At 36.3% G+C, this 21042-nt stretch carries 20 protein-coding genes; 14 read left to right on the top strand and 6 right to left on the bottom strand.

Annotated elements, in window-relative coordinates; translation table 11 throughout:
• Positions 1-3 precede the first annotated feature (3 nt).
• The 5 genes from bglX (at position 4) to DCC35_RS09090 (ending at position 7504) form a co-directional block, all read left to right on the top strand.
• Positions 4-2334 carry a beta-glucosidase BglX gene (bglX, locus tag DCC35_RS09105; protein WP_137090489.1) on the top strand — a complete coding sequence of 777 codons (2331 nt, stop codon included), beginning with the start codon at positions 4-6 and terminating at the stop codon, positions 2332-2334.
• 56 nt (positions 2335-2390) lie between these two features.
• Positions 2391-4901 carry a glycoside hydrolase family 2 protein gene (locus tag DCC35_RS09100; protein WP_137090488.1) on the top strand — a complete coding sequence of 837 codons (2511 nt, stop codon included), beginning with the start codon at positions 2391-2393 and terminating at the stop codon, positions 4899-4901.
• 11 nt (positions 4902-4912) lie between these two features.
• A complete protein-coding gene (locus tag DCC35_RS22045; RefSeq protein WP_394347720.1) occupies positions 4913-5536 on the top strand; it encodes a sulfatase-like hydrolase/transferase in 624 nt (207 codons plus the stop codon).
• Positions 5518-6459, top strand: a complete 942-nt coding sequence (locus DCC35_RS22040; RefSeq protein WP_394347724.1) for a sulfatase/phosphatase domain-containing protein — start codon at positions 5518-5520, stop codon at positions 6457-6459. The genes DCC35_RS22045 and DCC35_RS22040 overlap by 19 nt, the downstream gene beginning before the upstream one ends.
• A gap of 82 nt (positions 6460-6541) precedes the next feature.
• The gene (locus DCC35_RS09090; protein WP_137090487.1) at positions 6542-7504 is read left to right on the top strand and encodes an alpha/beta hydrolase; all 963 of its coding nucleotides are present in this window, start codon (positions 6542-6544) and stop codon (positions 7502-7504) included.
• A 33-nt stretch (positions 7505-7537) separates the two neighbouring features.
• On the opposite strand, the gene arsC is transcribed toward DCC35_RS09090, so the two are convergent.
• From arsC to DCC35_RS09070, 4 genes are all read right to left on the bottom strand, one after another.
• A complete protein-coding gene (gene arsC / locus DCC35_RS09085) occupies positions 7538-7876 on the bottom strand; it encodes an arsenate reductase (glutaredoxin) (RefSeq protein WP_137090486.1) in 339 nt (112 codons plus the stop codon).
• Positions 7877-7888: 12 nt separating this feature from the next.
• Complete coding sequence (gene hslV, locus DCC35_RS09080) at positions 7889-8428, bottom strand: ATP-dependent protease subunit HslV (protein WP_137090485.1); 540 nt, start codon at positions 8426-8428, stop codon at positions 7889-7891.
• A gap of 70 nt (positions 8429-8498) precedes the next feature.
• Positions 8499-10187, bottom strand: a complete 1689-nt coding sequence (locus tag DCC35_RS09075) for a pyruvate dehydrogenase complex dihydrolipoamide acetyltransferase (protein WP_137090484.1) — start codon at positions 10185-10187, stop codon at positions 8499-8501.
• A gap of 104 nt (positions 10188-10291) precedes the next feature.
• Positions 10292-13102 carry a BamA/TamA family outer membrane protein gene (locus DCC35_RS09070; RefSeq protein WP_137090483.1) on the bottom strand — a complete coding sequence of 937 codons (2811 nt, stop codon included), beginning with the start codon at positions 13100-13102 and terminating at the stop codon, positions 10292-10294.
• Between the two features lie 59 nt (positions 13103-13161).
• Here DCC35_RS09070 and DCC35_RS09065 point away from each other — a divergent pair, with 59 nt between their 5' ends.
• The 6 genes from DCC35_RS09065 (at position 13162) to hemF (ending at position 17757) form a co-directional block, all read left to right on the top strand.
• Positions 13162-13860 (top strand): SOS response-associated peptidase, encoded by a 699-nt coding sequence (locus DCC35_RS09065; protein WP_137090482.1) that lies wholly within the window; start codon positions 13162-13164, stop codon positions 13858-13860.
• Positions 13861-13975: 115 nt separating this feature from the next.
• Positions 13976-14977 carry a 3-oxoacyl-ACP synthase III family protein gene (locus DCC35_RS09060; protein ID WP_137090481.1) on the top strand — a complete coding sequence of 334 codons (1002 nt, stop codon included), beginning with the start codon at positions 13976-13978 and terminating at the stop codon, positions 14975-14977.
• 56 nt (positions 14978-15033) lie between these two features.
• The gene (locus tag DCC35_RS09055) at positions 15034-15261 is read left to right on the top strand and encodes a hypothetical protein (protein WP_137090480.1); all 228 of its coding nucleotides are present in this window, start codon (positions 15034-15036) and stop codon (positions 15259-15261) included.
• Positions 15261-15854: a hypothetical protein gene (locus DCC35_RS09050; protein ID WP_137090479.1), complete on the top strand. Its 594-nt coding sequence runs from the start codon at positions 15261-15263 to the stop codon at positions 15852-15854. The genes DCC35_RS09055 and DCC35_RS09050 overlap by 1 nt, the downstream gene beginning before the upstream one ends.
• 7 nt (positions 15855-15861) lie before the next feature.
• Complete coding sequence (locus DCC35_RS09045; protein WP_137090478.1) at positions 15862-16797, top strand: energy transducer TonB; 936 nt, start codon at positions 15862-15864, stop codon at positions 16795-16797.
• A gap of 69 nt (positions 16798-16866) precedes the next feature.
• Positions 16867-17757, top strand: coding sequence for an oxygen-dependent coproporphyrinogen oxidase (gene hemF / locus DCC35_RS09040; protein WP_137090477.1), 891 nt, complete (start codon positions 16867-16869; stop codon positions 17755-17757).
• Positions 17758-17771: 14 nt separating this feature from the next.
• On the opposite strand, the gene DCC35_RS09035 is transcribed toward hemF, so the two are convergent.
• Both DCC35_RS09035 and DCC35_RS09030 read right to left on the bottom strand, forming a co-directional pair.
• Positions 17772-18467: a LytR/AlgR family response regulator transcription factor gene (locus DCC35_RS09035; RefSeq protein ID WP_137090476.1), complete on the bottom strand. Its 696-nt coding sequence runs from the start codon at positions 18465-18467 to the stop codon at positions 17772-17774.
• A gap of 57 nt (positions 18468-18524) precedes the next feature.
• On the bottom strand, positions 18525-19112 hold the full coding sequence (locus DCC35_RS09030) for a riboflavin synthase (RefSeq protein ID WP_137090475.1): 588 nt from the start codon (positions 19110-19112) through the stop codon (positions 18525-18527).
• A gap of 70 nt (positions 19113-19182) precedes the next feature.
• Here DCC35_RS09030 and DCC35_RS09025 point away from each other — a divergent pair, with 70 nt between their 5' ends.
• From DCC35_RS09025 to DCC35_RS09015, 3 genes are read left to right on the top strand one after another with little or no spacing between them, the layout of a single operon-like run.
• Positions 19183-19848 (top strand): protein-L-isoaspartate(D-aspartate) O-methyltransferase, encoded by a 666-nt coding sequence (locus tag DCC35_RS09025; protein ID WP_137090474.1) that lies wholly within the window; start codon positions 19183-19185, stop codon positions 19846-19848.
• A gap of 8 nt (positions 19849-19856) precedes the next feature.
• Complete coding sequence (locus DCC35_RS09020; RefSeq protein WP_137090473.1) at positions 19857-20396, top strand: acyl-CoA thioesterase; 540 nt, start codon at positions 19857-19859, stop codon at positions 20394-20396.
• Position 20397: 1 nt separating this feature from the next.
• Entirely contained in the window at positions 20398-21015 is a 618-nt protein-coding gene (locus tag DCC35_RS09015; RefSeq protein WP_137090472.1) for a hypothetical protein, read from the top strand.
• The last annotated feature ends 27 nt before the right edge of the window (positions 21016-21042 follow it).

Genomic DNA, 21042 nt, shown 5'->3' with positions numbered 1-21042 from the left:
AACATGAAAAAGGTATCATTAATAATAATCGGAATAGCGCTGGCTTCTTTCCTGATTGGTGTCCTTGCATTTCGAGACTCTTCAGATGAAGCAAGCCCCTATGAAGCGAAGATCGATTCCTTAATGAACTTAATGACGATCGAAGAGAAAATTGGGCAGTTGAATTTACCGGCAGCAGGCGATATCAGTACCGGGCTGGCTCAAAGTTCAGGAATCGCTGTAAAAATCAAAGATGGAAAGGTTGGTGGTCTATTTAATATAAGGGGTTTGGATAAAATCAGGGAGGCTCAGCGAGTGGCCGTTGAAGAAAGTCGTCTAGGTATCCCTTTAATTTTTGCTATGGATGTAATTCATGGATATAAAACGGTATTCCCTATACCCATCGGATTATCCTGCACCTGGGATATGGATATGATAAAAGAATCAGCCCGCATAGCTGCCAATGAAGCTACAGCAGATGGAATTGCATGGACATTTTCTCCAATGGTAGACATTTCACGAGACCCAAGGTGGGGAAGAATTGCAGAAGGTGTCGGAGAAGACCCTTACCTGGGTTATCAAATATCCTATGCCATGGTAAAAGGCTATCAGGGTGATGATCTGACAAAAAATAATACCATGATGGCTTGTGTAAAGCATTTCGCGTTATACGGAGCTTCTGAAGCCGGCAGAGATTATAATACTGTCGATATGAGCAGAATAAGAATGTTCAATGAATACCTCCCGCCCTACAAAGGGGCTATTGACGCAGGTGTAGGAAGTGTAATGGCATCTTTTAATGAAATAGATGGTATTCCCGCAACCGGTAATAAATGGCTAATGACGGATTTACTAAGAGATAGATGGGGGTTTGATGGATTCGTAGTCACGGATTACACTGGAATAAATGAAATGATTGCCCATGGAATGGGAGATCTTCAACGTGTTTCGGCCCTGGCACTCGAAGCAGGTATTGATATGGATATGGTTGGTGAAGGTTTTCTTACCACACTAAAAAAATCGCTGGAAGAAGGCAAAATCCAAGAAGAAGATATTGACCAGGCTTGCCGAAGAATCCTGGAAGCTAAATACATGCTTGGCCTTTTTGATGACCCGTACAAATACATGGATGAGAAGCGTTCGAAAAGTGAAATTTTCACTGAGGAAAACAGAAATAAAGCCAGGGAGATAGCAGCAAACTCCTTTGTACTTCTCAAAAATGATGAAAATACATTACCCTTGGAAAAAGAAGGTACGATTGCTCTTATCGGTCCAATGAGTGATAACAGGGAAAATATGCCCGGAACCTGGAGTGTTGCTGCTGATTTCAAGAAAAGTGTATCTGTTCTGGATGGATTAAAGAATGTCGTAGGTTCCGATATTAAAATTCTTACTGCAAGAGGAGCTAATTTTGTCAAAGATCCCAAGCTTGACGAACGTATTAGTGTCTTCGGTAAGCCAACTTATAGAGATGAGCGTTCAGAAGAAGAAATGCTTAAAGAAGCCTTGGATATTGCTAATAAATCAGATGTAATCGTTGCAGCCCTGGGAGAATCTTCTGAGATGTCAGGAGAAAGTTCCAGCAGGACTTCTATCAAGATTCCTGAGACCCAAAGATATTTATTAAAGGAATTACTCAAAACCGGTAAACCAGTAGTGCTGGTAGTTTTTACTGGCAGGCCTCTAGATTTAAGTTGGGAAGATGAAAATGTACCTGCAATACTTAATGTCTGGTTCGGAGGTACAGAAACTGGAAATGCGATCGCGGATGTATTATTTGGTAATGTAAATCCTTCTGGAAAACTTTCAGTGACCTTCCCAAGAAATATAGGACAGATTCCTATTTTCTATAATCATAAAAATACGGGTCGTCCTATTACCCAGGAATGGTTTCAAAAATTCAAATCTAATTATCTCGATGTTCCAAACACACCTCTTTATCCATTTGGATATGGTCTAAGTTATACAAAATTTGAATGTGGAGACATGACCTTAAGTTCCACTGACTTAACCGGTGATGCAACATTGGAAGTTAGTATACAGGTAACAAATTCCGGATCCAGAGATGGAGCTGAGGTTGTCCAGTTGTATATCAGGGATATGGTCGGATCTACCACGAGACCAGTACAGGAATTGAAAAAATTTGAAAAAATATACCTTAAAGCCGGAGAAAGTCGCAAGGTAACCTTTAATCTAACAACCCAAGATCTGGAATATTATACCTATCCGGATTCCGATAGTGGAAAGGAACTTGTAAAAATATGGGAGCCTGGAGAATTTGAAATAATGGTCGGTACAAGCTCAGCTGACACACAATCTGAAATGATTACTTGGAATAATAAGAGTTCAAAATAATGGCAGTTTAGGATACCCGAATCGGGTATCCTTTTTCTAAACCATCGGGTATAAAAATGAACAAGAAAATATACGCTATTTGTTTAACCCTATTAAGTCTGTTTTCACCGGACATTTTTGCCCGTGAGATGCTTTTTAATACCGGTTGGATTTTTAGTATTTCTGATACAACTAACTGGAAACCCGTTAAAATACCTCATACCTGGAATCGATTGGACCCTTTTGATGACCAGGAAGGATATTACAGGGGATTAGGTTGGTATAAAAAAACATTTACACCAGATAGTTCGTGGTCAGGAAAGTCAATTACTTTACATTTTGAGGCCGTTAACCAGGTTGCCACCATATATCTGAATAACAAGGAAATTTACAGTCATAAGGGTGGTTACACTTCTTTTAATGTTCCATTAGAAGATCTTAAAATCAGGAAAAAAAATGAATTGCTCATAAAAGTTGATAACTCCCATGATCCGGATATTATCCCTTTAAAAGGAGATTTTAATTTTTATGGAGGAATTTACCGGGATATTTGGATCCTGTTAAACGAGAAGATTCATTTCACAGAATCAAACCTGGGCTCAACAGCATTCAAAATCACCACGGAAATTGATAACCAAAATGGGTTGATCAAATTATCAGGAAAGATCACCAATCTCTCAAATAAAGAAGAAAATCTTTTCCTGATGACCACAGTGGTAGATCATTCAGGAAAAGAGATAATTTCCAACAAACAAAAATTATCAACATATGAAGGGTTAAATGAGTTTTCTACAAATCTGAAGATTAAAAATCCGACTCTTTGGTCTCCTGAAAACCCTTATCTCTATCAACTTAAAGCAATAATTTCAGACAAAAAGGGAAACACTTTTGATGAATTCACTCATCCGGTTGGATTCAGATCTTTTAGATTTGACCCGAATACTGGTTTTTACTTGAATGGCAATCCGTTAAAGCTTATCGGAGCTAATCGTCATCAAGATTATTTGGGGCTTGGAAATGCACTTAATAATGACCATCATTTCAGAGACTTAAAAATACTTAAGGACATGGGTGCCAACTTTTATCGAACTGCCCACTATCCGCAAGATCCTGCTGTTTTAGAAGCCTGCGATAAGCTTGGCCTGATCGTTACCATGGAAATCCCTTTAGATCATGATATAACAGACGCTGAAGAATTCTATATTAATTCTGAGCAAATGCTACGGGAAATGATCCATCAGAATTATAATCATCCAAGTATCCTGGTCTGGGCATATATGAATGAAATGTTCCTGGGAAGGAATCTGAATAAAGATAGTGTCAAGATTCATCAAATAGTAGATTTTGCCAAAAGGCTGGATTCAATTGCCAGAAAAACAGATCCAACCCGGTATACAATGATTCCAAATCATGGCGATCTCAATATTTATCATAAATCAGGACTTACGGAGGTTCCAATGATCGTAGGTTGGAATTTATACTATGGGTGGTATGCAAAAGGTTTTGAAGGATTTACTGAATTTCTCAGCAAGGCTCATGCGATAATACCTGGTAAACCAATGATCGTAACTGAATACGGAGCAGGTGCTGATCCCCGGATTTTTTCAAATGATCCAATACGATTTGATTTTTCAGCTGACTGGGAAACTAAATTTCATTTTTCACACATTAATCAAATTAAAAACATCCCTTATTTATCGGGAGCAGCAGTTTGGAATTTATTTGATTTTGGGAGTGAATCAAGAATTGATGCAGTTCCCGGTATGAACAACAAAGGATTAATGACTTTTAACCGTAAACCAAAAGATGCTTATTTTATTTACCAGTCAAAATTATCAAACCAACCGTATATTAAAATTCTAGGCAATTCACGCATAAAATATCCTGCCAATAAAAAAATACCTGTTTCAATTGTTACCAATCTTAATGAAGTCACATTGTATGCTAACAATGCAAAAATTGGATCTAAAGATGTAGAAGATGGATTAGTAACATGGGAATTAGATAATATTCCTAAAGGACTACTTCTATTAGAAGCAAAATCAAGTGCAGGAGATTCAATTATTAAAGATGTTCGTCAAATCGATCTTATTTACACAGATTTTCATGATGGTGCTGATCAAATTGCTATAAATGCAGGATCGACATTTTATTTTTATGATGATAAAACCGGCGTATTATGGCTACCTGATCAGGTATATGAATTCAATAATACTTTTGGCTACATCGAGGGAGAATTTTACAAGCCGCGCAACAGGGGAATTGGCACTGATAAAAGTATAATTAACACTGAAATAGACCCAGTATATCAAACGCAAAATCGAGGACTTAAAAGTTACCAAATCAACTGTCCTGCAGGGTATTACCAGGTTGAGTTATTATTTTCCATTTTGGAAAATTCTGATCATCTGAATTCAAAGGTTCTGGTAAATGACAAGCCTTTATTGATAGATAAAACTGAAAGGAAATATTATCCTGTTAATGCTATTACGAAAATTTACACAAAGTCTGATATTGTTATAAAATTCCCATCTGAACAGGATGAAGAATCATTTATAAATGGAATTAAAATAACCAAACTGAACTAAAAACTCTAATCATGAAAACTGATTTAACGAAATATTTCACCATACTCCTGGGAATAATACTCATATCATGCGGAGAATCAGAAACAATTGATGAGTCTAATGAACCAGATTCGGATGAAGGGGACAAAGAATTAGTCCTTCACAAAATTGATTCAGTTTCTAAACCCAAAAATGTAGTATTCATTTTGAGTGATGATCATCGATATGATTTTATGGGGTTCACTGGTAAAGTACCTTTTCTGGAAACACCAAATATGGATAAAATGGGTACACAAGGCGTGCATTTTAAAAATGCTTTTGTCACTACCTCATTGTGTTCACCCAGCCGGGCCTCAATTCTGACCGGGCAGTTTTCACATCATCACGGTGTTGTCGATAATCAGTCAATGGTGGCAGACTCAGTTACCTTTTTTCCTCAATATTTACAAAAAGCCGGCTACAAAACAGGATATGTAGGCAAGTGGCATATGGGAGAGCATCACTCCGGAGCCAGACCCGGATTTGATTATTGGGTAAGTTTTCGAGGTCAGGGTGTTTATTATAATCCTACTTTAAATGTTAACGGAACTGAAAAAGTATATTCTGATAGTTCCTACATCACAGATCTTATTACTCAATACAGCCTGGATTTTTAAAAGAACAAACCGAACAACAACCTTTCTTTCTCTATGTTTCTCATAAAGGTGTACATTCCGAATTTCAGCCTGCTGAAAGGCATGTGGACGAATATGTAGATAAAGACCCTCAACACCCTCCTACTATGAACCCAAAAGTGACAGGGGCAAATTCAGACGTGGAATATAATTATGAAGATGTGCCCGACTGGGTTAAAGAACAGCGCCACAGCTGGCATGGAGTTGACTACATGTATCACGGACAAATCAAGTTTGATGATTTTTACAGAAGATACCTCGAAACGTTACTCTCTGTTGATGAAAGCATAGGTGAAATTCTGGATTACCTTGAGAAAGAAGGATTGTTAGAAAACACCATTGTTTTCTACATGGGAGATAATGGTTTTTCATTTGGTGAACATGGCCTGATCGATAAAAGACATGCATATGAGGAGTCTATTCGTGTCCCCCTTCTATTGTATGGAGCTGAACATATGAATGGAAATGATATTGAAAAGATGGTTCAGAATATTGATATAGCACCATCTATTTTACATATGGCCGGATTAGATAAACCTGACAACATGGATGGAAAGTCATTTGTACCACTCCTTCACGGACAGGATGTTGACTGGAGGGATAGAATTTATTATGAATATTTTTGGGAGCGTCCATTTCCTCAAACTCCTACTACCTATGCGGTTAGAACTGAAAAATATAAATACATCCGCTACCACGGAATTTGGGATATAAATGAATTGTATAATCTTGAAAAGGACCCATGGGAAGCAAATAACCTGATCAGAGATCCGGAATATAAAGAAATCGCTAAAAATCTAAATCAGGATTTATTCGAGTGGCTGAAAGAAACCAATGGACTTAATATTCCTGTAAGAAAAGACCATGGAACTAAAATTGACCACAAATACAAAGGTACCTACTAGTAGGTTGTCACTTATAAGGTGATTTATGTTTATTTAGGTTTAGGATCCCCGAAACTTCCGGGGATTCTTTAAAAAAAGTATTATGAAATACTATCTATCGATTCTTTTATTTTTGATTTCCGGTTTTTTGATCGGGATTTATGGTCAAAAATATTATTCTGACAATTACGACCGCATAAATCGCAATACCATTACTTACCTGAATAGTAATGAAAAATCTCTAAAGCTTGATTATTACGATCCTGTTGAAAATAATGATCAGAATAAACCCTTAGTAGTTTATGTTCATGGAGGCGGATTTGCAGGAGGAAAAAGGGATGAACCTAAAATTATTGATTTCTGTGAACGAATAGCAAAAAAAGGATATGCCGTAGCGTCTGTTAGTTATACATTAATGATGAAAGGAAAAGGCTTTGGTTGTGATCAGCCTGCTTCAACCAAAATGAATGTATTTTATGAAACAGCCAGAGAAATTAATCAAGCGATAAAATTCCTTATTGTAAAAAGTGATTCTCTTAATATCGATTCTGAAATGATTATTTTATCCGGAAGTAGTGCAGGTGCAGAAGCAATTATAAATGCTGCTTACTGGAAAAAAACTCAGGAAGGGGTATTAAATGATAACTTTAAATTTGCCGGAGTAATCAGTATGGCTGGTGCTCTTCCAAATATTGACTGGGTCAATAGTTCATCAGCTATTCCCACACAGTTGTTTCATGGTACCTGTGATAATCTTGTCCCTTATGATGAAGCTCCTCATCACTATTGCAGCGGAAATGAACCAGGATACCTGATGCTTTATGGCAGCTATTCAATAATGAAAAAATTACAGAAAATTGGTAAACCATTTTATATGGTAACTGGGTGTGGCGGTGGCCATGAATGGAACGACAGGCCATGGACAAGTGAATTTAAAGACGTAATTGAATTTCTATACAACGATGTTTACCTGGGAACAGAAAGGCAGATCCATATTATCAACAAAGAAAAAATTGATAATGAAAATTGTATAAACCCTCACCATTTTAAATTTTGTAATAAATAAGAAAGTCCGGTGAGTGTACCGGACTTAATATTTTTAAAGTAGTTCTTTAACATTTTCAGGAGGCCTGCCAATCACAGCTTTGTCTCCCTTAATGACTATTGGCCTTTCTATAAGCTTAGGATATTCAACCATTGCCTCTAACCATTCATCATCAGAAAGGTCTTTTCCTTTAAAGTTTTCTTTATATGCAGCTTCACCTTTTCGGATAATATCCTGCGGAGAAACTCCAAGCATATTTATTACGTCCTTCAGTTCGTCTTTTGAGGGTGTTTCCTTAAGGTATTCTACTATTTCAGGTTCAACACCCTGTTCTTTGATGATCTTTAGTGTATCACGACTTTTTGCACATCTTGGGTTGTGATAGATCTTCATAATTTTAATTATTTAGTCTAAAGTTTCTAAAATAATATTGTGATTAGTATAGATGCAAATATCAGCAGCAATGGTCAGAGATTTTTCAACCATTTCTTTTGCAGATAAATCAGTAGCATTTTGTTTTAATGCAAGAGCAGCTGCTTGTGCATACATGCCTCCAGAACCTATACAGGCAATTTGATGATCGGGTTCAAGTACGTCTCCAGTACCAGAAAGGATCAATACATTTTCTTTATCAGCGACAATGAGCATTGCCTCAAGCTTTCTTAAATACCGGTCAGTTCTCCAGTCCTTTGTAAGCTCTATAGCAGCACGTTTAAGGTTACCGTTATAGTTTCCCAGCTTTTCATCAAACCTTTCCAGTAAAGTAAAAGCATCTGCAGTTGACCCCGCAAAGCCCGCAAGGACTTTTCCGTCATTTAATCGACGAAGCTTTTTTACATTACTTTTTGCTACTGTATTACCTATGGTGGCCTGTCCGTCGGCACCAATAGCTATCTGTCCATTATGACTTATTGCAACGACCGTTGTCGATTTAATTTTTTCCATATTTATAATATCGTTATAAAAAATTATCCCGTCTGAATTTCAAACGGGATAATAATAAAATCGTTATTTCTTAAACAAGAATTCTAACCGGATCTTCAAGCAAGCTCTTAAGAGTTTGCAGGAAGGCTGATCCAACTGCACCATCAACTACCCTGTGATCGCAAGAAAGAGTTACTTTCATCACATTGCCTGGAACAATCTCACCGTCTTTTACAATTGGAGTTTGTTTGATACCTCCAACTGCTAAAATACACGCATCAGGTGGGTTTATTATTGCTGTAAATTCTTCGATACCAAACATTCCAAGGTTCGATACAGTAAATGTATTTCCTTCCCAGTCTGCTGGCTGAAGTTGTTTATTTTTAGCTTTCCCTCCTAGGTCTTTCGTCTCAGCTGCAATCTGAGATAATGTTTTATTATCAGTAAATCTAATCACTGGTACTAAAAGGCCTTCATCAACTGCAACAGCCATACCTACGTGAATATGATGGTTTATTCTTATGGTATCTCCCAGCCATGAAGAATTTACCTGAGGATGTTGCTTCAATGCAGCAGCACATGCTTTAATCACCATATCGTTAAATGAAATCTTAACAGGAGATATTTCATTCAGGCTTTTTCTCGCTTCTATCGCTTTATCCATGTTGATTTCCATGGTCAAATAGAAGTGAGGTGAAGTAAATTTACTTTCAGCAAGTCTCTTGGCAATTGTTTTTCTCATTTGAGAAACTTTCTGTTCCTCGAAGCTCTCTTCTCCCACTGATGCAGGCATAGGGGTAGCAGCTTTGGAAGCAGCAGCTTGTTGTGGCGTATGGTTTTCCACATCGCGTTTAACAATACGTCCGCCTTCTCCGCTACCTTTTATGGTACGGATATCATATCCTTTTTCTTCTGCTAATTTTTTTGCAAGTGGAGAGGCTTTTAACCTGCCACCTTCAGTTGTAGTATCTGATGTTCTTTCTGGCGAAGGAGTACCAGATGATTCTTTTTTACTTTCAGATTTTTCTTCTTTTTTATCTGATGATTCAGATTTCGACTCCTCTTTTTTCTCTTCCTTTTTCTCTTCTTTCTTATCTCCGGACTTTTGCTTTGAGGCTTTCAATAGCTTTTCATAATCAGCGCCTTCTTCACCAATTACTGCAATAACACCGTCTATCTCTACAGAATCTCCCTCGTCAACCCCGATGTAAAGTAAAGTACCGTCTTCATATGCTTCCAGTTCCATAGTAGCTTTATCAGTTTCTACTTCTGCTAATATGTCCCCGGATTCTACCTTATCTCCAACTTTCTTATTCCATGAAGCAATAGTACCCTCCTGCATCGTATCACTCATCTTAGGCATTCGAATGATCTCAGCATTAATGTCTGAGGTATCAATTTCCTCACCTGAAGAATCAGAATCATCTTCTTCTTTATCCTCTTTATCTTTCTTGTCTCCGGAATCATCATCAGATTTATCATCTGAATCAGAAGATCCATCTCCGCTGTCTACTTCCTTAAGTAAATCATCAATATCCTCCCCTTCTTCTCCGATTATAGCGATGATACCATTTACAGGTACGGCATCTTTTTCGTTTGCCGCAAGATATAATATTGTACCATCCTCGTAGGACTCCAATTCCATTGTTGCCTTGTCAGTTTCAACCTCTGCCAGGATATCACCGGATTCTACTTTATCACCTTTTTTAACCAACCATTGAGCAATAACACCCTCTTCCATGGTATCGCTCATTTTTGGCATTTTAATAACTTCAGCCATAATTTATTTTATTTTAAAGGGAGCTAAGTTTGAACTCAGACCCAAAAATAATGTTTCAATATCTCAACCAGTAATTTTTTACTGATTTTATTTAAATCTAATCATTAAAATACAAATGTATTCAAAACTAAGTTATATGACACATTTTTGGTATCAGGTCTGTAATTAATATCAACCCCAATAACCATATCCCTTCTTAACCTCATAATATTAAGGTCTGTTTTAATCGTTCCGCCATAACTTTCCTGGTGCAGGATAAAATTATTCTCGTTGTTTACTCCTTTTCCCCTATCGTAATATATGCTTCCCCGAAATCGTTTGAAGTAAATAAAAGGACCTATCTTAATATCCGGATACCATAAAGGAAGGCTATATTCCAACGAAAACATCCCATAATTACCAAATAGTATATTAGAATATCCCCTAACCAACGGCACACGATTACTAAAAATATATAAACTCTCTCCTGTAAGCTGCTGCCAGTAACCAGACCCCCTAATTTTAAAACTATGATGCTTAAATAGTCCCGGTACAAATATATCTCCCCAGCCATAAACCTGGGAAGCCGAAAAATCATCCTCATCTAAACTTATTCTGTTACCCGCATTTACCTGAAATCCCCAGCGAGGTAAAAAATCCCGATGAGAGGTTTTTAAAATATGGCTGAACCTTAAAGTCACATCAGTAAATTGAAATGTCCCGTTGCTCAGTTGGTCTAAAAATCTGATATCCTGATTAAAGTTTTCAACTATAGCCTGATTAAATGAGGCCCCCATTAATAAATTATTAAAATATTTACCACTGGTGAAATTCAAAGGCAATCTTAGTCCTGCAGAAATAATTTCTTCATTCCAGTTAAAATTGACATTACCACCTTCAATTGCCCTATCCAGGCTTCTTTGTAGATTTTCATATTCAAAATCGAGAATAATAGGGAGAGCCTGATAACTGAACCTGGAAAACCACCCTCTTTCATCCAGGTCGGTAGAAATCCTGTATCCTCCGGTCAAAGAATACCTCATTAATGCATCCCGGGCACTAAGCCCGATAGACATATCAAGATCATCATTTAAAAATTCCACTCCCCATGCAAAAGGCATTAAAGCTCCCGGTGATTTTTTCTTAGTTTCATTATCGTTATCGGATTCTTTAATAGAATTATTTTGAGAAAATTGCTTATCAATACCTTTTAAACCAAAGGGCTTTATCGGATTAAGTTCTATTACTGGAAATTCACCTATATTTTTTACATTCTTTTGAGCAACATTTCGACCGGCTGCTGTCAATGAATTATAGATCATTCGCCCATTAACTATGTAAGGGAAATAGTTACCATACCCTTCATTTGTTATTTGCCTTATCTCTCCGTTTGCTCTATTCATAGCAATAATATGATCAACACTTCCTATCGGATAAGAAAAAAACACATATCCTTTGTAGCTATGAGCAGGTCCAGGGGTACCGTTACCTATAATTAATTCCTTACGGAATCCGTTTGTAATATTTATTATCACCAGAACATGTTCTTTACCGTTCTGTTCAAAAAAGCCAATGCGATTTTCATTTACCCAAAATGGAGATATCCACTGTTGACCTACATTAGATTTAAGTTGGAAAATTTCTTCTTCTTTTAGTAGGTCATGGACTTTCAATACCTGGCCCTGATCGTGGAAATAATGTAATGTAAGACTTCTGTCACCCGATTGAGAAAATAAAAAGTTAGTTACTCCCTCTCTCTTCATTATTCTTTTTGTACCTCCGGATTCGATGTCCAGAATTCTGACCTGGGTATTTGTTAGCTTTTGCCATCTCCTTCCAGGCAGGTACTCAACCCAAGCTAGTCTATCATCAGCCAAAGAAATTTGATTATTCTGATAAACCAGTCCGGCTGTTTTAACTTTTCTGGTCTTCTCATTTTTAGTATAAACTATCTGTGAAATATCTCCAATACCGTTTCTAATTGATAAAATTCCGTCTTTATAGTATTTAGGATAATCATAATTTGTGTAGCGCTTAATATTATTGTCAAACACTAAATCATCTACCTCCTTTTCTTCAGGTATCAGTGAATTATAATAAGAAGCCATTTCTTTATAATTCTTATTTAAACTTTTCCCTGTTTTCTTTTTTAAAGCCAGTCCATAAGAAAATGGGAAAAACCAGTTTTTACCTGAGTTAACCATTGCAGACCCAACGGTTTCATAGTCATAATTTGAATACAAATAGGCTGACATCAGATAACCGAAAACATAGTGATTCGGAATATTATGTTTATATGAACCAAGGTATTGTTTTTCATAATATTTATCCCCAAGTTCTTTAAGGTTCAATAACCAGGGCTGATAAAAAGAAGGCAACCTGCCCCTTCCTCCAGGCGTGAGCATAGTTTCAATAAAGACTGCATCACCTTCCGTAAACCAGTCAGGAATAGAAATGGTCCGTATACCAGCAAGAGCCTGATCTCCGAACAAAACATATAAAAACTTATTAAATCCTTTATTAATCGCATCCAATTGCACTACATGACGGTATTCATGTATTGATACCATATTTAACCATGGTGCATTACCGCTTAGAGAAAAATCCTGAGATGGAGGAGTTTGAATTTCTGATCGCCATGGAAAGAAGGTCACAAAACCATTGCTTACCATGGTTCGGTTATTATAAATGAATCGAATATGCCTTGGCACATGGTCGATACCGGAATAAATACTTGACTTTAAGGAATCTAATACAAAAAAGCTTCTTTTTAATCTTTGGCTATGAGCCGAAGGAAATACATAAGTAACATTGCCCTTGTTTTTGGCTTGCCACTTTTGCCCGGGTTTATGCTGTTCCAGTATGGGTTCTTGTGCTAAAAGAAAATAGTGCTGAGTTAAAAACAAAAAGCACAATAACTTGAAATAATTGCCCATTTCGGATTTGATTTTGGATGTTAAATTAATAGTTTTGAATTATACAAAAAAAATTCTTAATGAGCGGTAGATATTCACTGATATCAGAAAAAGAAAAACTTGAAGTTAGGTTTGATGTAGAATTTAAAAAAGACTTATTAGCTGCATATAATGTAGCACCGACTAAACTCATGCCAGTCATAACTTCGGGAAAAGAGAAAGGTATCAGTTGGTTTTATTGGGGAATTACTCCCGATATGGCTAAAAACAAATCAGTTAGTCCTAAGTTATACGCTGCTTCAGATAAGGACCTGACTGAAAAGTTCAGTTTTAAAAAAGCTTTATCTGACAGAAGATGCATTATCCCTGCAGATGGATACTACGAATGGAAGAAATTAGGTAAAAAAAGCCAGATTCCCTATCGAGTTATAAGATACGATAATGAGCCATTTTCTTTTGCCGGAATTTGGGATGAATATGAAGCTGATAATGGAGAAATGGTCCATACTTTCAGAATAATCACAACTAATTCAAACGATGATATTTCAGAGATCAGCAATTCAATGCCTGTAATATTTAACAAAGAACAAGAAAAAATCTGGCTTAACCCTGACTCTGCTACTGAAGAATTAATTGATTTACTAAAGGCCCCTGAGGAAGAACTCCTGTCTTTTTATTCTATTACACCTCTGATCAATTCACCAAATAGTGATGGTCCTGCCCTCATTGAACCTGCACCACCGGTTGATCAGAATGGAAATTATACCCTTTTTCAATAATTAATTAGATTATTCGAATTATTGTATTTAACAAAGGCAACAGAAATGCTTTTTTAACCCACTTTGATTAATTTGACAGTTAATTTTTAATTAAATTGACATTAAAAGAATAAACATGAAAAACTCAAGGATAGCAGGAGTTGGTCACTACGTCCCTGAAAAAGTAGTTACCAATGATGATCTTGCAAAACTAATGGACACTTCTGATGAATGGATCAGAGAAAGGACCGGAATCAGAGAACGCCGATATTATAACCCTGAAAAAGATACTACAGCAAACATGGGTGTTAAAGCGGCGAGAATGGCTTTAGATGATGCCGGACTACAACCTTCAGATATAGATTTCATAGTATTTGCCACTTTATCTCCTGACTATTTTTTTCCGGGACCCGGAGTTACTGTTCAGGAAGAATTAGGAATAGATACAATCGGTGCTCTTGATGTCAGAAACCAATGTTCAGGTTTCATTTATGCATTGTCCGTGGGTGATAATTTCATCAAAACAGGTATGTATAATAATGTCCTGGTTATTGGTTCTGAAATTCATAGTAGTGGATTAGATTTCAGCAATGAGGGTCGAAGCGTTTCTGTTATTTTTGGTGATGGTGCTGGTGCTGTGGTATTAAGCCCGTCAGAAAATAATGAAAAGGGAATTCTTTCCACTCATTTACATTCCGAAGGTAAATTTGCAAAAGAGCTATGCGTGGTGGCTCCTAGTAGTTCCGGACATGAAAGACTTACAGAAGAGATGATGAAGCCGGGAGGATTGATTTATCCGATCATGAACGGGAACTATGTATTTAAACATGCAGTACAACGTTTCCCTGAGGTAATAGGAGAAGCATTAAAACATAACGGATACTCTCCACAGGATGTTGATGTACTTATACCTCATCAGGCTAATTTGAGAATCACGAAGTTCGTGCAGGATACGATGAAGCTTCCAGAGGAGAAAGTTATTAGTAATATTCAAAAATATGGTAATACTACCGCAGCTTCTATTCCGATTGCATTAAGTGAAGCTAAACAAGAAGGTAAAATAAAAGAAAATGATCTGGTATGCCTTGCTGCATTTGGCAGTGGCTTTACCTGGGCATCCGCTTTGATCAGATGGTAATATATTTACGGAGGGAGTTATTAATCCCTCCCCATTTTTTAAACCCAACCAGAACGATGAAGACATCAAAATATAATCCTAGCGTACTCGAAGTGAAGATTGCTGAAGCGATTTCTAAGTTAAAAAATGAAATAGCTAAAGAAATTGGTATTGATGAAGAAATTCATATTACAGAAAACACGGAAATCGATAATCCAACGGTTACTCTGCATCTTACTGACGAGGATGGTGACAAACATGAAGTGGTAATTAAAATAATCCAAAGACCAGACCAACATCATTAATGAGCCTTAATTTATCAGAAAAGGAAATTAATTGTTTAAAAGAAGTTGAGTTCTGGAGACTCTCCAAAGAGGTTAATAAAAAGCTAGAGACTTTTCTATATGATATTCAACATGAATATGAATCTATTTTATTTGAGTCTTCAAACCAAAACATTCAATTTTTATCCAGTAGTCATAGAAAAGTTTCAAAAGGCAATAATTATAAAGGTCTTCCTTATCTCGTTCTGGACTATCCGGCGATATTTGATCGTAAAAATATCTTCACGATAAGGACAATGATATGGTGGGGAAAATTCATAAGCATCACCCTAATTCTTAAAGGAAAGCCATTAAACGACTTAAAAAGTACAATTAAATCCAAAAAAAGTTTTCTATCTGAGAAAAACTTCTATTTTTGTATTGACAATACTCCGTGGAATCATGATTTTTCTCCGGACAAGCATATACAATATGAGGTTTTAACGGATGACATTTTTAATAAGCAGTCGGAAAACTTTATAAAAATAGGTAAGTATTGCGAAGTGATAAATTTTGAAGATTGGCAAAGTTTCTGCTCTGTTAACTTCAATAATTTAATATATACCTTAAAGTAATTTTTTTATGGGGACTTTAAGAATTTTAATCGGAACATTGGTGCTATTAATTAGTTTTTCATTATCAGCTCAATCCAACTGGAACTGGGGTGAGGATGAAGCTGAGGCAAAAAAGAAATGGAATTCATTCAATCAGGCTTTGGTAAACAAAGACTGGGCAGGATCGAAGCCACATCTTGAGTGGCTGTTATTTTATGCTCCCAAACTGAATGAAGAATTATATGACAAGGGTCAACTTGTTTATCGTTTATTGTCATTAAAAGCTCCAAATAAGGACAAAAAAGAGGAGTACAAGAAAAAAGTTAATGAACTTTCTATTCTGAAATCTGACTACTTTGGTCAGGATCAGCATTTCTTTGTTGTTAATGAAAATGTAACTCCATCAAATGAATCTGAACAGCCGGAAGAATCATTTAGCGTGAATGAGTCAGAAGATGTTCAAAATGATTCTGAAGAAGTTACTCAAGAAGAAAAAACCGAGCAATCTCCTGTTGCTCCTGAAGAGAATGATGAGGTTGAAGAAGGTGAAACTGAACAGTCGGAAGATAACGCAGAAGATATTTCTGAGGAGGATATTGAAGTTGCAATTGGTGATGTTGATCTGTCTATTCAATTAGAAGACGACAATTCTGTTCACCTGACAGCTGAAGAGAAAGCTCAATTCGATGGTGGAGCTGAAGCTTTTGGTAAATTCTTACGGAAGAACCTGAAGTACCCAAAAGAAGCTGTTAAAACAAAGACCCAGGGAAAAGTATATATTTCCTTTATTGTAGAAAAAGATGGTTCTTTAAGTAAATTTACTATACTTAAAGGGCTTGGAAATGGTTGTGATGCGGAAACAATAAGGGTAATGAATAAATCACCACGCTGGATTCCAGCAAAAAACAAGGGTATTACAGTAAGACAACAAGTTACAATTCCTATTGTTTTTAGAATGAAATAAATAAAAGTTCCAAATAAAATTTAAAACAGGTAGAAGAGTTCTACCTGTTTTTTTTTGTTTCTTTGTGATATGGTTGATAAAAACTCTATTACAAAGTGGTTTACCTCTCTACAGGACGAAACCTGTGAAATACTGGAAAACACAGATGGAAAAGGTAAATTCATTGAAGATGCCTGGGACAGACCTGGTGGCGGTGGCGGTAAAACGAGAATTATTGCTGATGGTAATATCATTGAAAAAGGTGCTGTAAATTTTAGTGCTGTCTATGGAGAAACGCCTAGGAAAATACTGGACGCTTTGAATCTTGATCATGCTGATTTTTACGCTACTGGTGTTTCAACTATTCAACACCCATTTAATCCATTTGTACCAATCATTCATATGAATGTCCGCTATTTCGAAATGAGTGATGGAACCTGGTGGTTTGGTGGTGGAATTGACCTTACACCTCATTACGTAAATATAGAAGATGCAAGAGAATTCCATACCGAATTAGAAGCTGTTTGCCGCAAACATGACCCGGACTATTATGATAAGTTTAAAACCTGGGCTGACGATTATTTTTATGTGAAACACAGAAAAGAAACCAGAGGGGTTGGCGGTATTTTCTTTGATAGGTTAAATGATAAACCAAAAGAAGAAATCTTTGAGTTCGTTAAAGATGTTGGAAAGATGTTTGCTCCTTTTTATAAAAAAATGATGGAAAAGCATCATCAAGATAATTTTAATGATGATAATATAAAATGGAGAAATTTAAGACGCGGGAGATATGTCGAGTTTAACCTGGTATGGGATAAAGGCACAAAATTCGGCCTTGATACGGATGGAAGAACAGAGTCAATCCTTGCAAGTCTTCCTCCTTATGCCATGTGGCCATATAAATATGAGCCCAACAAAACAGAACAAAAAACTATTGATTTGCTAAAAAAAGATATTGACTGGATAAACAAAAAGGCCTGATTTCAGGCCTTTTTTTATTTTAATATGTTCAATCTTTTCATAAAACTTTCCTTGTAGCTAGCACCAACAGGAATGTATTTATCTTTTATTACGATATTGAGATCTTCCAGTGATTCTATTTTTTTAGTGTTCACTATATACGAACGGTGTACCCTGACAAACATACTCTGTGGGAGCCTGTTGATCAATCCTTTCATTGTACTATGAACAATATATTTTTTATTAGCTGTATTGATCATCACATAATCAGCAAGAGCTTCAATGAAATAAATATTGTCAAGTTGCAACCTCACTAACTTCGAATCTGATTTGACATAAATTTCATCAAAACGCTCATTTCGTTGTCTGAAAGCATCAATATTAGCCTTAGCTTTGTTAATTGCTTTTATAAAACGACTATATTCAATGGGTTTGACAAGATAATCTGTAGCACTATTCTCAAATGCCTCAATAGCATAATTCTCATCACCTGTTATCAGAATAACCTGGTAATTCTCATCAAGACTTTTCATGAGCTCCATGCCGGTCATTTCAGGCATATTGATATCCACCAGCAAAATATCTACATCATCTTCCTGGAGAAAGTTTATTGCTTCGATAGCACTACTACACTCATATGTTAATGTTAAGCCCTTTGTTTTTTCGACAAAATTTTTGGCAATACCTCTCGACAATGCCTCATCGTCAACAATCATACACCTATAATCCATATAATAAAAAATCTTTCGACTAGTTGAACGCTTCTACAATATAATGCTTCAATGTTGTTAGCGGTAATATTCTGTTAATTTTTTTACGTATTTCCCTATAATATCAAATTCTATATTGACTTCATCTCCCTTATTTAGCTTTCCCATATTAGTATGCTCCATTGTATATGGTATAATAGTAACTTTAAATGAATCCAGTGCAACATCAAAACATGTCAAACTAATTCCATTTACAGTAACTGACCCTTTCTCTACCATTAAAGGAGATGGTTGAATAAGATGAAAGGTAAAAACTGTGCTTCCCTCGGCATTTTCTATATTTTTAACGAAGGCCTTCTGATCCACATGACCTTGAACTACATGACCATCAAACCTACCTTTTGCTAACATTGCCCTTTCCAGATTGATTTTATCTCCGGGCTTCCAGTTTCCGAGGTTTGATTTTTTTAAAGTCTCATCTACCGCTGTAACCTTATGCTTTCCTTTTTCCACTTCAGTTACAGTCAGGCAAACGCCATCATGGCTTACACTTTCATCTGCCTTTAACTCATTACTAATTTCACTTTCAATTAAGAAGTGTTTGTTTAAACCTTCTGTCTGAATTTCAATGACTTTCCCAAGAGTTTCTATGATTCCTGTAAACATATATCCAAAACTATATCTAATGAGTTAACTTTACTGTAAATATTTACAATAATACTAAATATCCGGATAAGTGTTTGCTGCAGTATTTGAAGATAATTACAGAACTAAAGGTTTGAGAAGAAACCTTGTAAAACAAATTGAAAATAAAGGCATCAGAGATGCCAGGGTACTCGACGCAATTAATAATGTTCCAAGACATTATTTTTTCGATCAGGCCTTACTCGAACACGCATACCAGGACAAGGCATTTCCAATTGGAGAAGGACAAACTATCTCCCAGCCATATACTGTAGCTTTTCAATCAGAACTTCTGGAGGTTGAACCAGGTAACAAGATCCTGGAAATAGGAACAGGAAGTGGTTACCAGGCCTGTATATTATTAGAAATGGGGGCAAAAGTTATCACCATCGAATATCAGAAAAAGTTATACGAACAAACACGAAAAGTCTTGCCTAAAATGGGATATCATGCAACATTTTTACAAGGTGATGGTTCTCAAGGTGTGCCCCGACATGCTCCTTTCGATCGGATAATAGTTACAGCCGGAGCTCCGGTTGTTCCAAAACCATTAATAGAGCAATTAAAAGTTGGAGGTATATTAGTTATCCCTGTTGGAGATAATGAAAGGCAAAAGATGGTAAAAGTCAAAAAAATTGAAGAGAACAAAATAGCGAAAAAAGAATACGATTTATTTAGTTTTGTACCTTTAAAAGGAAAACACGGTTGGGGAAATTAAAAAACACAATGGCTAAAAAGCAGAAATTTGCTAAGGATTCAGCAGTAACCATGACTGAGATGGTTCTTCCGAACGATACTAATACATTAAATAACCTGATGGGTGGAAGATTAATGCATTGGATGGATATTGTATCAGCAATAGCCGCTCAGAAGCATTCCAACAGAGTAGTTGTTACTGCTTCAGTAGACAATATCTCGTTTAGAAAACCGATAAAACTTGGTAATGTTGTTTCACTAAAAGCACAGGTTACCAGGGCTTTTAGTTCTTCTATGGAGGTATTTATTGAAGTTACTGCAGAAGATATTCCAGCAAATAAACGTTATACTTGTAATAGTGCTTTCTTTACTTTTGTTGCTGTAGATCAAAGCGGACGTCCTATTGATGTTCCAGAAGTAGTTCCTGAAACAGAAGAAGAAAAAGAGCATTATGCAGGTGCACTTAGAAGGAGACAATTACGTTTAGTTTTAGCAAAAAGAATGAAACCTGCTGAAGCAACAGAATTGAAAGCTCTTTTCGAAAACTTAGAACCAATTAAAGAAGATTAATATGGAGAATCAGGAAAACGAACACCTACCACTGGTTTTTGATGATATCATTTTTTTAAAAGAGGATGAAATTGACCTTCATCTGAATTCCGGTGCAGATGAAGCTCCTGATACTCAAGAAAAATCCAACGAAACTACTATAAACGAAAACCCTGAAGGCCAATCTACTGAACCAGAAACTCAGGAACCAGTTGATAGTAGCGATTCAACAGGGGAACAGGATGATGAGGTAAATCAATCTTCATCAAAAATTCCGGAGGCAGATAGTCCAACCTTATTTGAAGGTGGAAATAAAAAGGCTGTTAGCATTTATGCTTCTCAATTATCTGATCCTGAAAAAGCCTTTTTAATTAAAGTGATAAGTGCTGTTAATTTGAATCTGGAAGATATTGCTCTTACTACTGATATAGATTCATTATTCATGATTGAGCCACAGGAAGTAGTTATCAGTTTTGGTAGCGAAGAACTTTTACAAGGTCCTTTTGCAGGACAGAATCTCTATGAAGTAGATGACGTCGGAGACGTTAAGTCTTTATTATGTGATGAACTGGAAAAAATAGCAGCTAATAAGGAACTCAAAATGAAGCTCTGGCAGGGTTTAAAAGAAATATTTAATTAAAAAAAGGTGAGAAAATTCTCACCTTTT

This window comes from Mangrovivirga cuniculi (assembly GCF_005166025.1).
GTDB lineage: Bacteria > Bacteroidota > Bacteroidia > Cytophagales > Cyclobacteriaceae > Mangrovivirga > Mangrovivirga cuniculi.
The sequence above is the reverse complement of the archived record's forward strand: the minus strand, read 5'-3'. Positions and strand labels throughout refer to the sequence as shown.

Coding starts and splice junctions, on each gene's coding strand:
- bglX (WP_137090489.1), top strand. CDS start 4: ATGAAAAAGGTATCATTAATAATAATCGGAATAGCGCTGGCTTCTTTC.
- DCC35_RS09100 (WP_137090488.1), top strand. CDS start 2,391: ATGAACAAGAAAATATACGCTATTTGTTTAACCCTATTAAGTCTGTTT.
- DCC35_RS22045 (WP_394347720.1), top strand. CDS start 4,913: ATGAAAACTGATTTAACGAAATATTTCACCATACTCCTGGGAATAATA.
- DCC35_RS09090 (WP_137090487.1), top strand. CDS start 6,542: ATGAAATACTATCTATCGATTCTTTTATTTTTGATTTCCGGTTTTTTG.
- arsC (WP_137090486.1), bottom strand. CDS start 7,876: ATGAAGATCTATCACAACCCAAGATGTGCAAAAAGTCGTGATACACTA.
- hslV (WP_137090485.1), bottom strand. CDS start 8,428: ATGGAAAAAATTAAATCGACAACGGTCGTTGCAATAAGTCATAATGGA.
- DCC35_RS09075 (WP_137090484.1), bottom strand. CDS start 10,187: ATGGCTGAAGTTATTAAAATGCCAAAAATGAGCGATACCATGGAAGAG.
- DCC35_RS09070 (WP_137090483.1), bottom strand. CDS start 13,102: ATGGGCAATTATTTCAAGTTATTGTGCTTTTTGTTTTTAACTCAGCAC.
- DCC35_RS09065 (WP_137090482.1), top strand. CDS start 13,162: ATGAGCGGTAGATATTCACTGATATCAGAAAAAGAAAAACTTGAAGTT.
- DCC35_RS09060 (WP_137090481.1), top strand. CDS start 13,976: ATGAAAAACTCAAGGATAGCAGGAGTTGGTCACTACGTCCCTGAAAAA.
- DCC35_RS09055 (WP_137090480.1), top strand. CDS start 15,034: ATGAAGACATCAAAATATAATCCTAGCGTACTCGAAGTGAAGATTGCT.
- DCC35_RS09050 (WP_137090479.1), top strand. CDS start 15,261: ATGAGCCTTAATTTATCAGAAAAGGAAATTAATTGTTTAAAAGAAGTT.
- DCC35_RS09045 (WP_137090478.1), top strand. CDS start 15,862: ATGGGGACTTTAAGAATTTTAATCGGAACATTGGTGCTATTAATTAGT.
- hemF (WP_137090477.1), top strand. CDS start 16,867: ATGGTTGATAAAAACTCTATTACAAAGTGGTTTACCTCTCTACAGGAC.
- DCC35_RS09035 (WP_137090476.1), bottom strand. CDS start 18,467: ATGGATTATAGGTGTATGATTGTTGACGATGAGGCATTGTCGAGAGGT.
- DCC35_RS09030 (WP_137090475.1), bottom strand. CDS start 19,112: ATGTTTACAGGAATCATAGAAACTCTTGGGAAAGTCATTGAAATTCAG.
- DCC35_RS09020 (WP_137090473.1), top strand. CDS start 19,857: ATGGCTAAAAAGCAGAAATTTGCTAAGGATTCAGCAGTAACCATGACT.
- DCC35_RS09015 (WP_137090472.1), top strand. CDS start 20,398: ATGGAGAATCAGGAAAACGAACACCTACCACTGGTTTTTGATGATATC.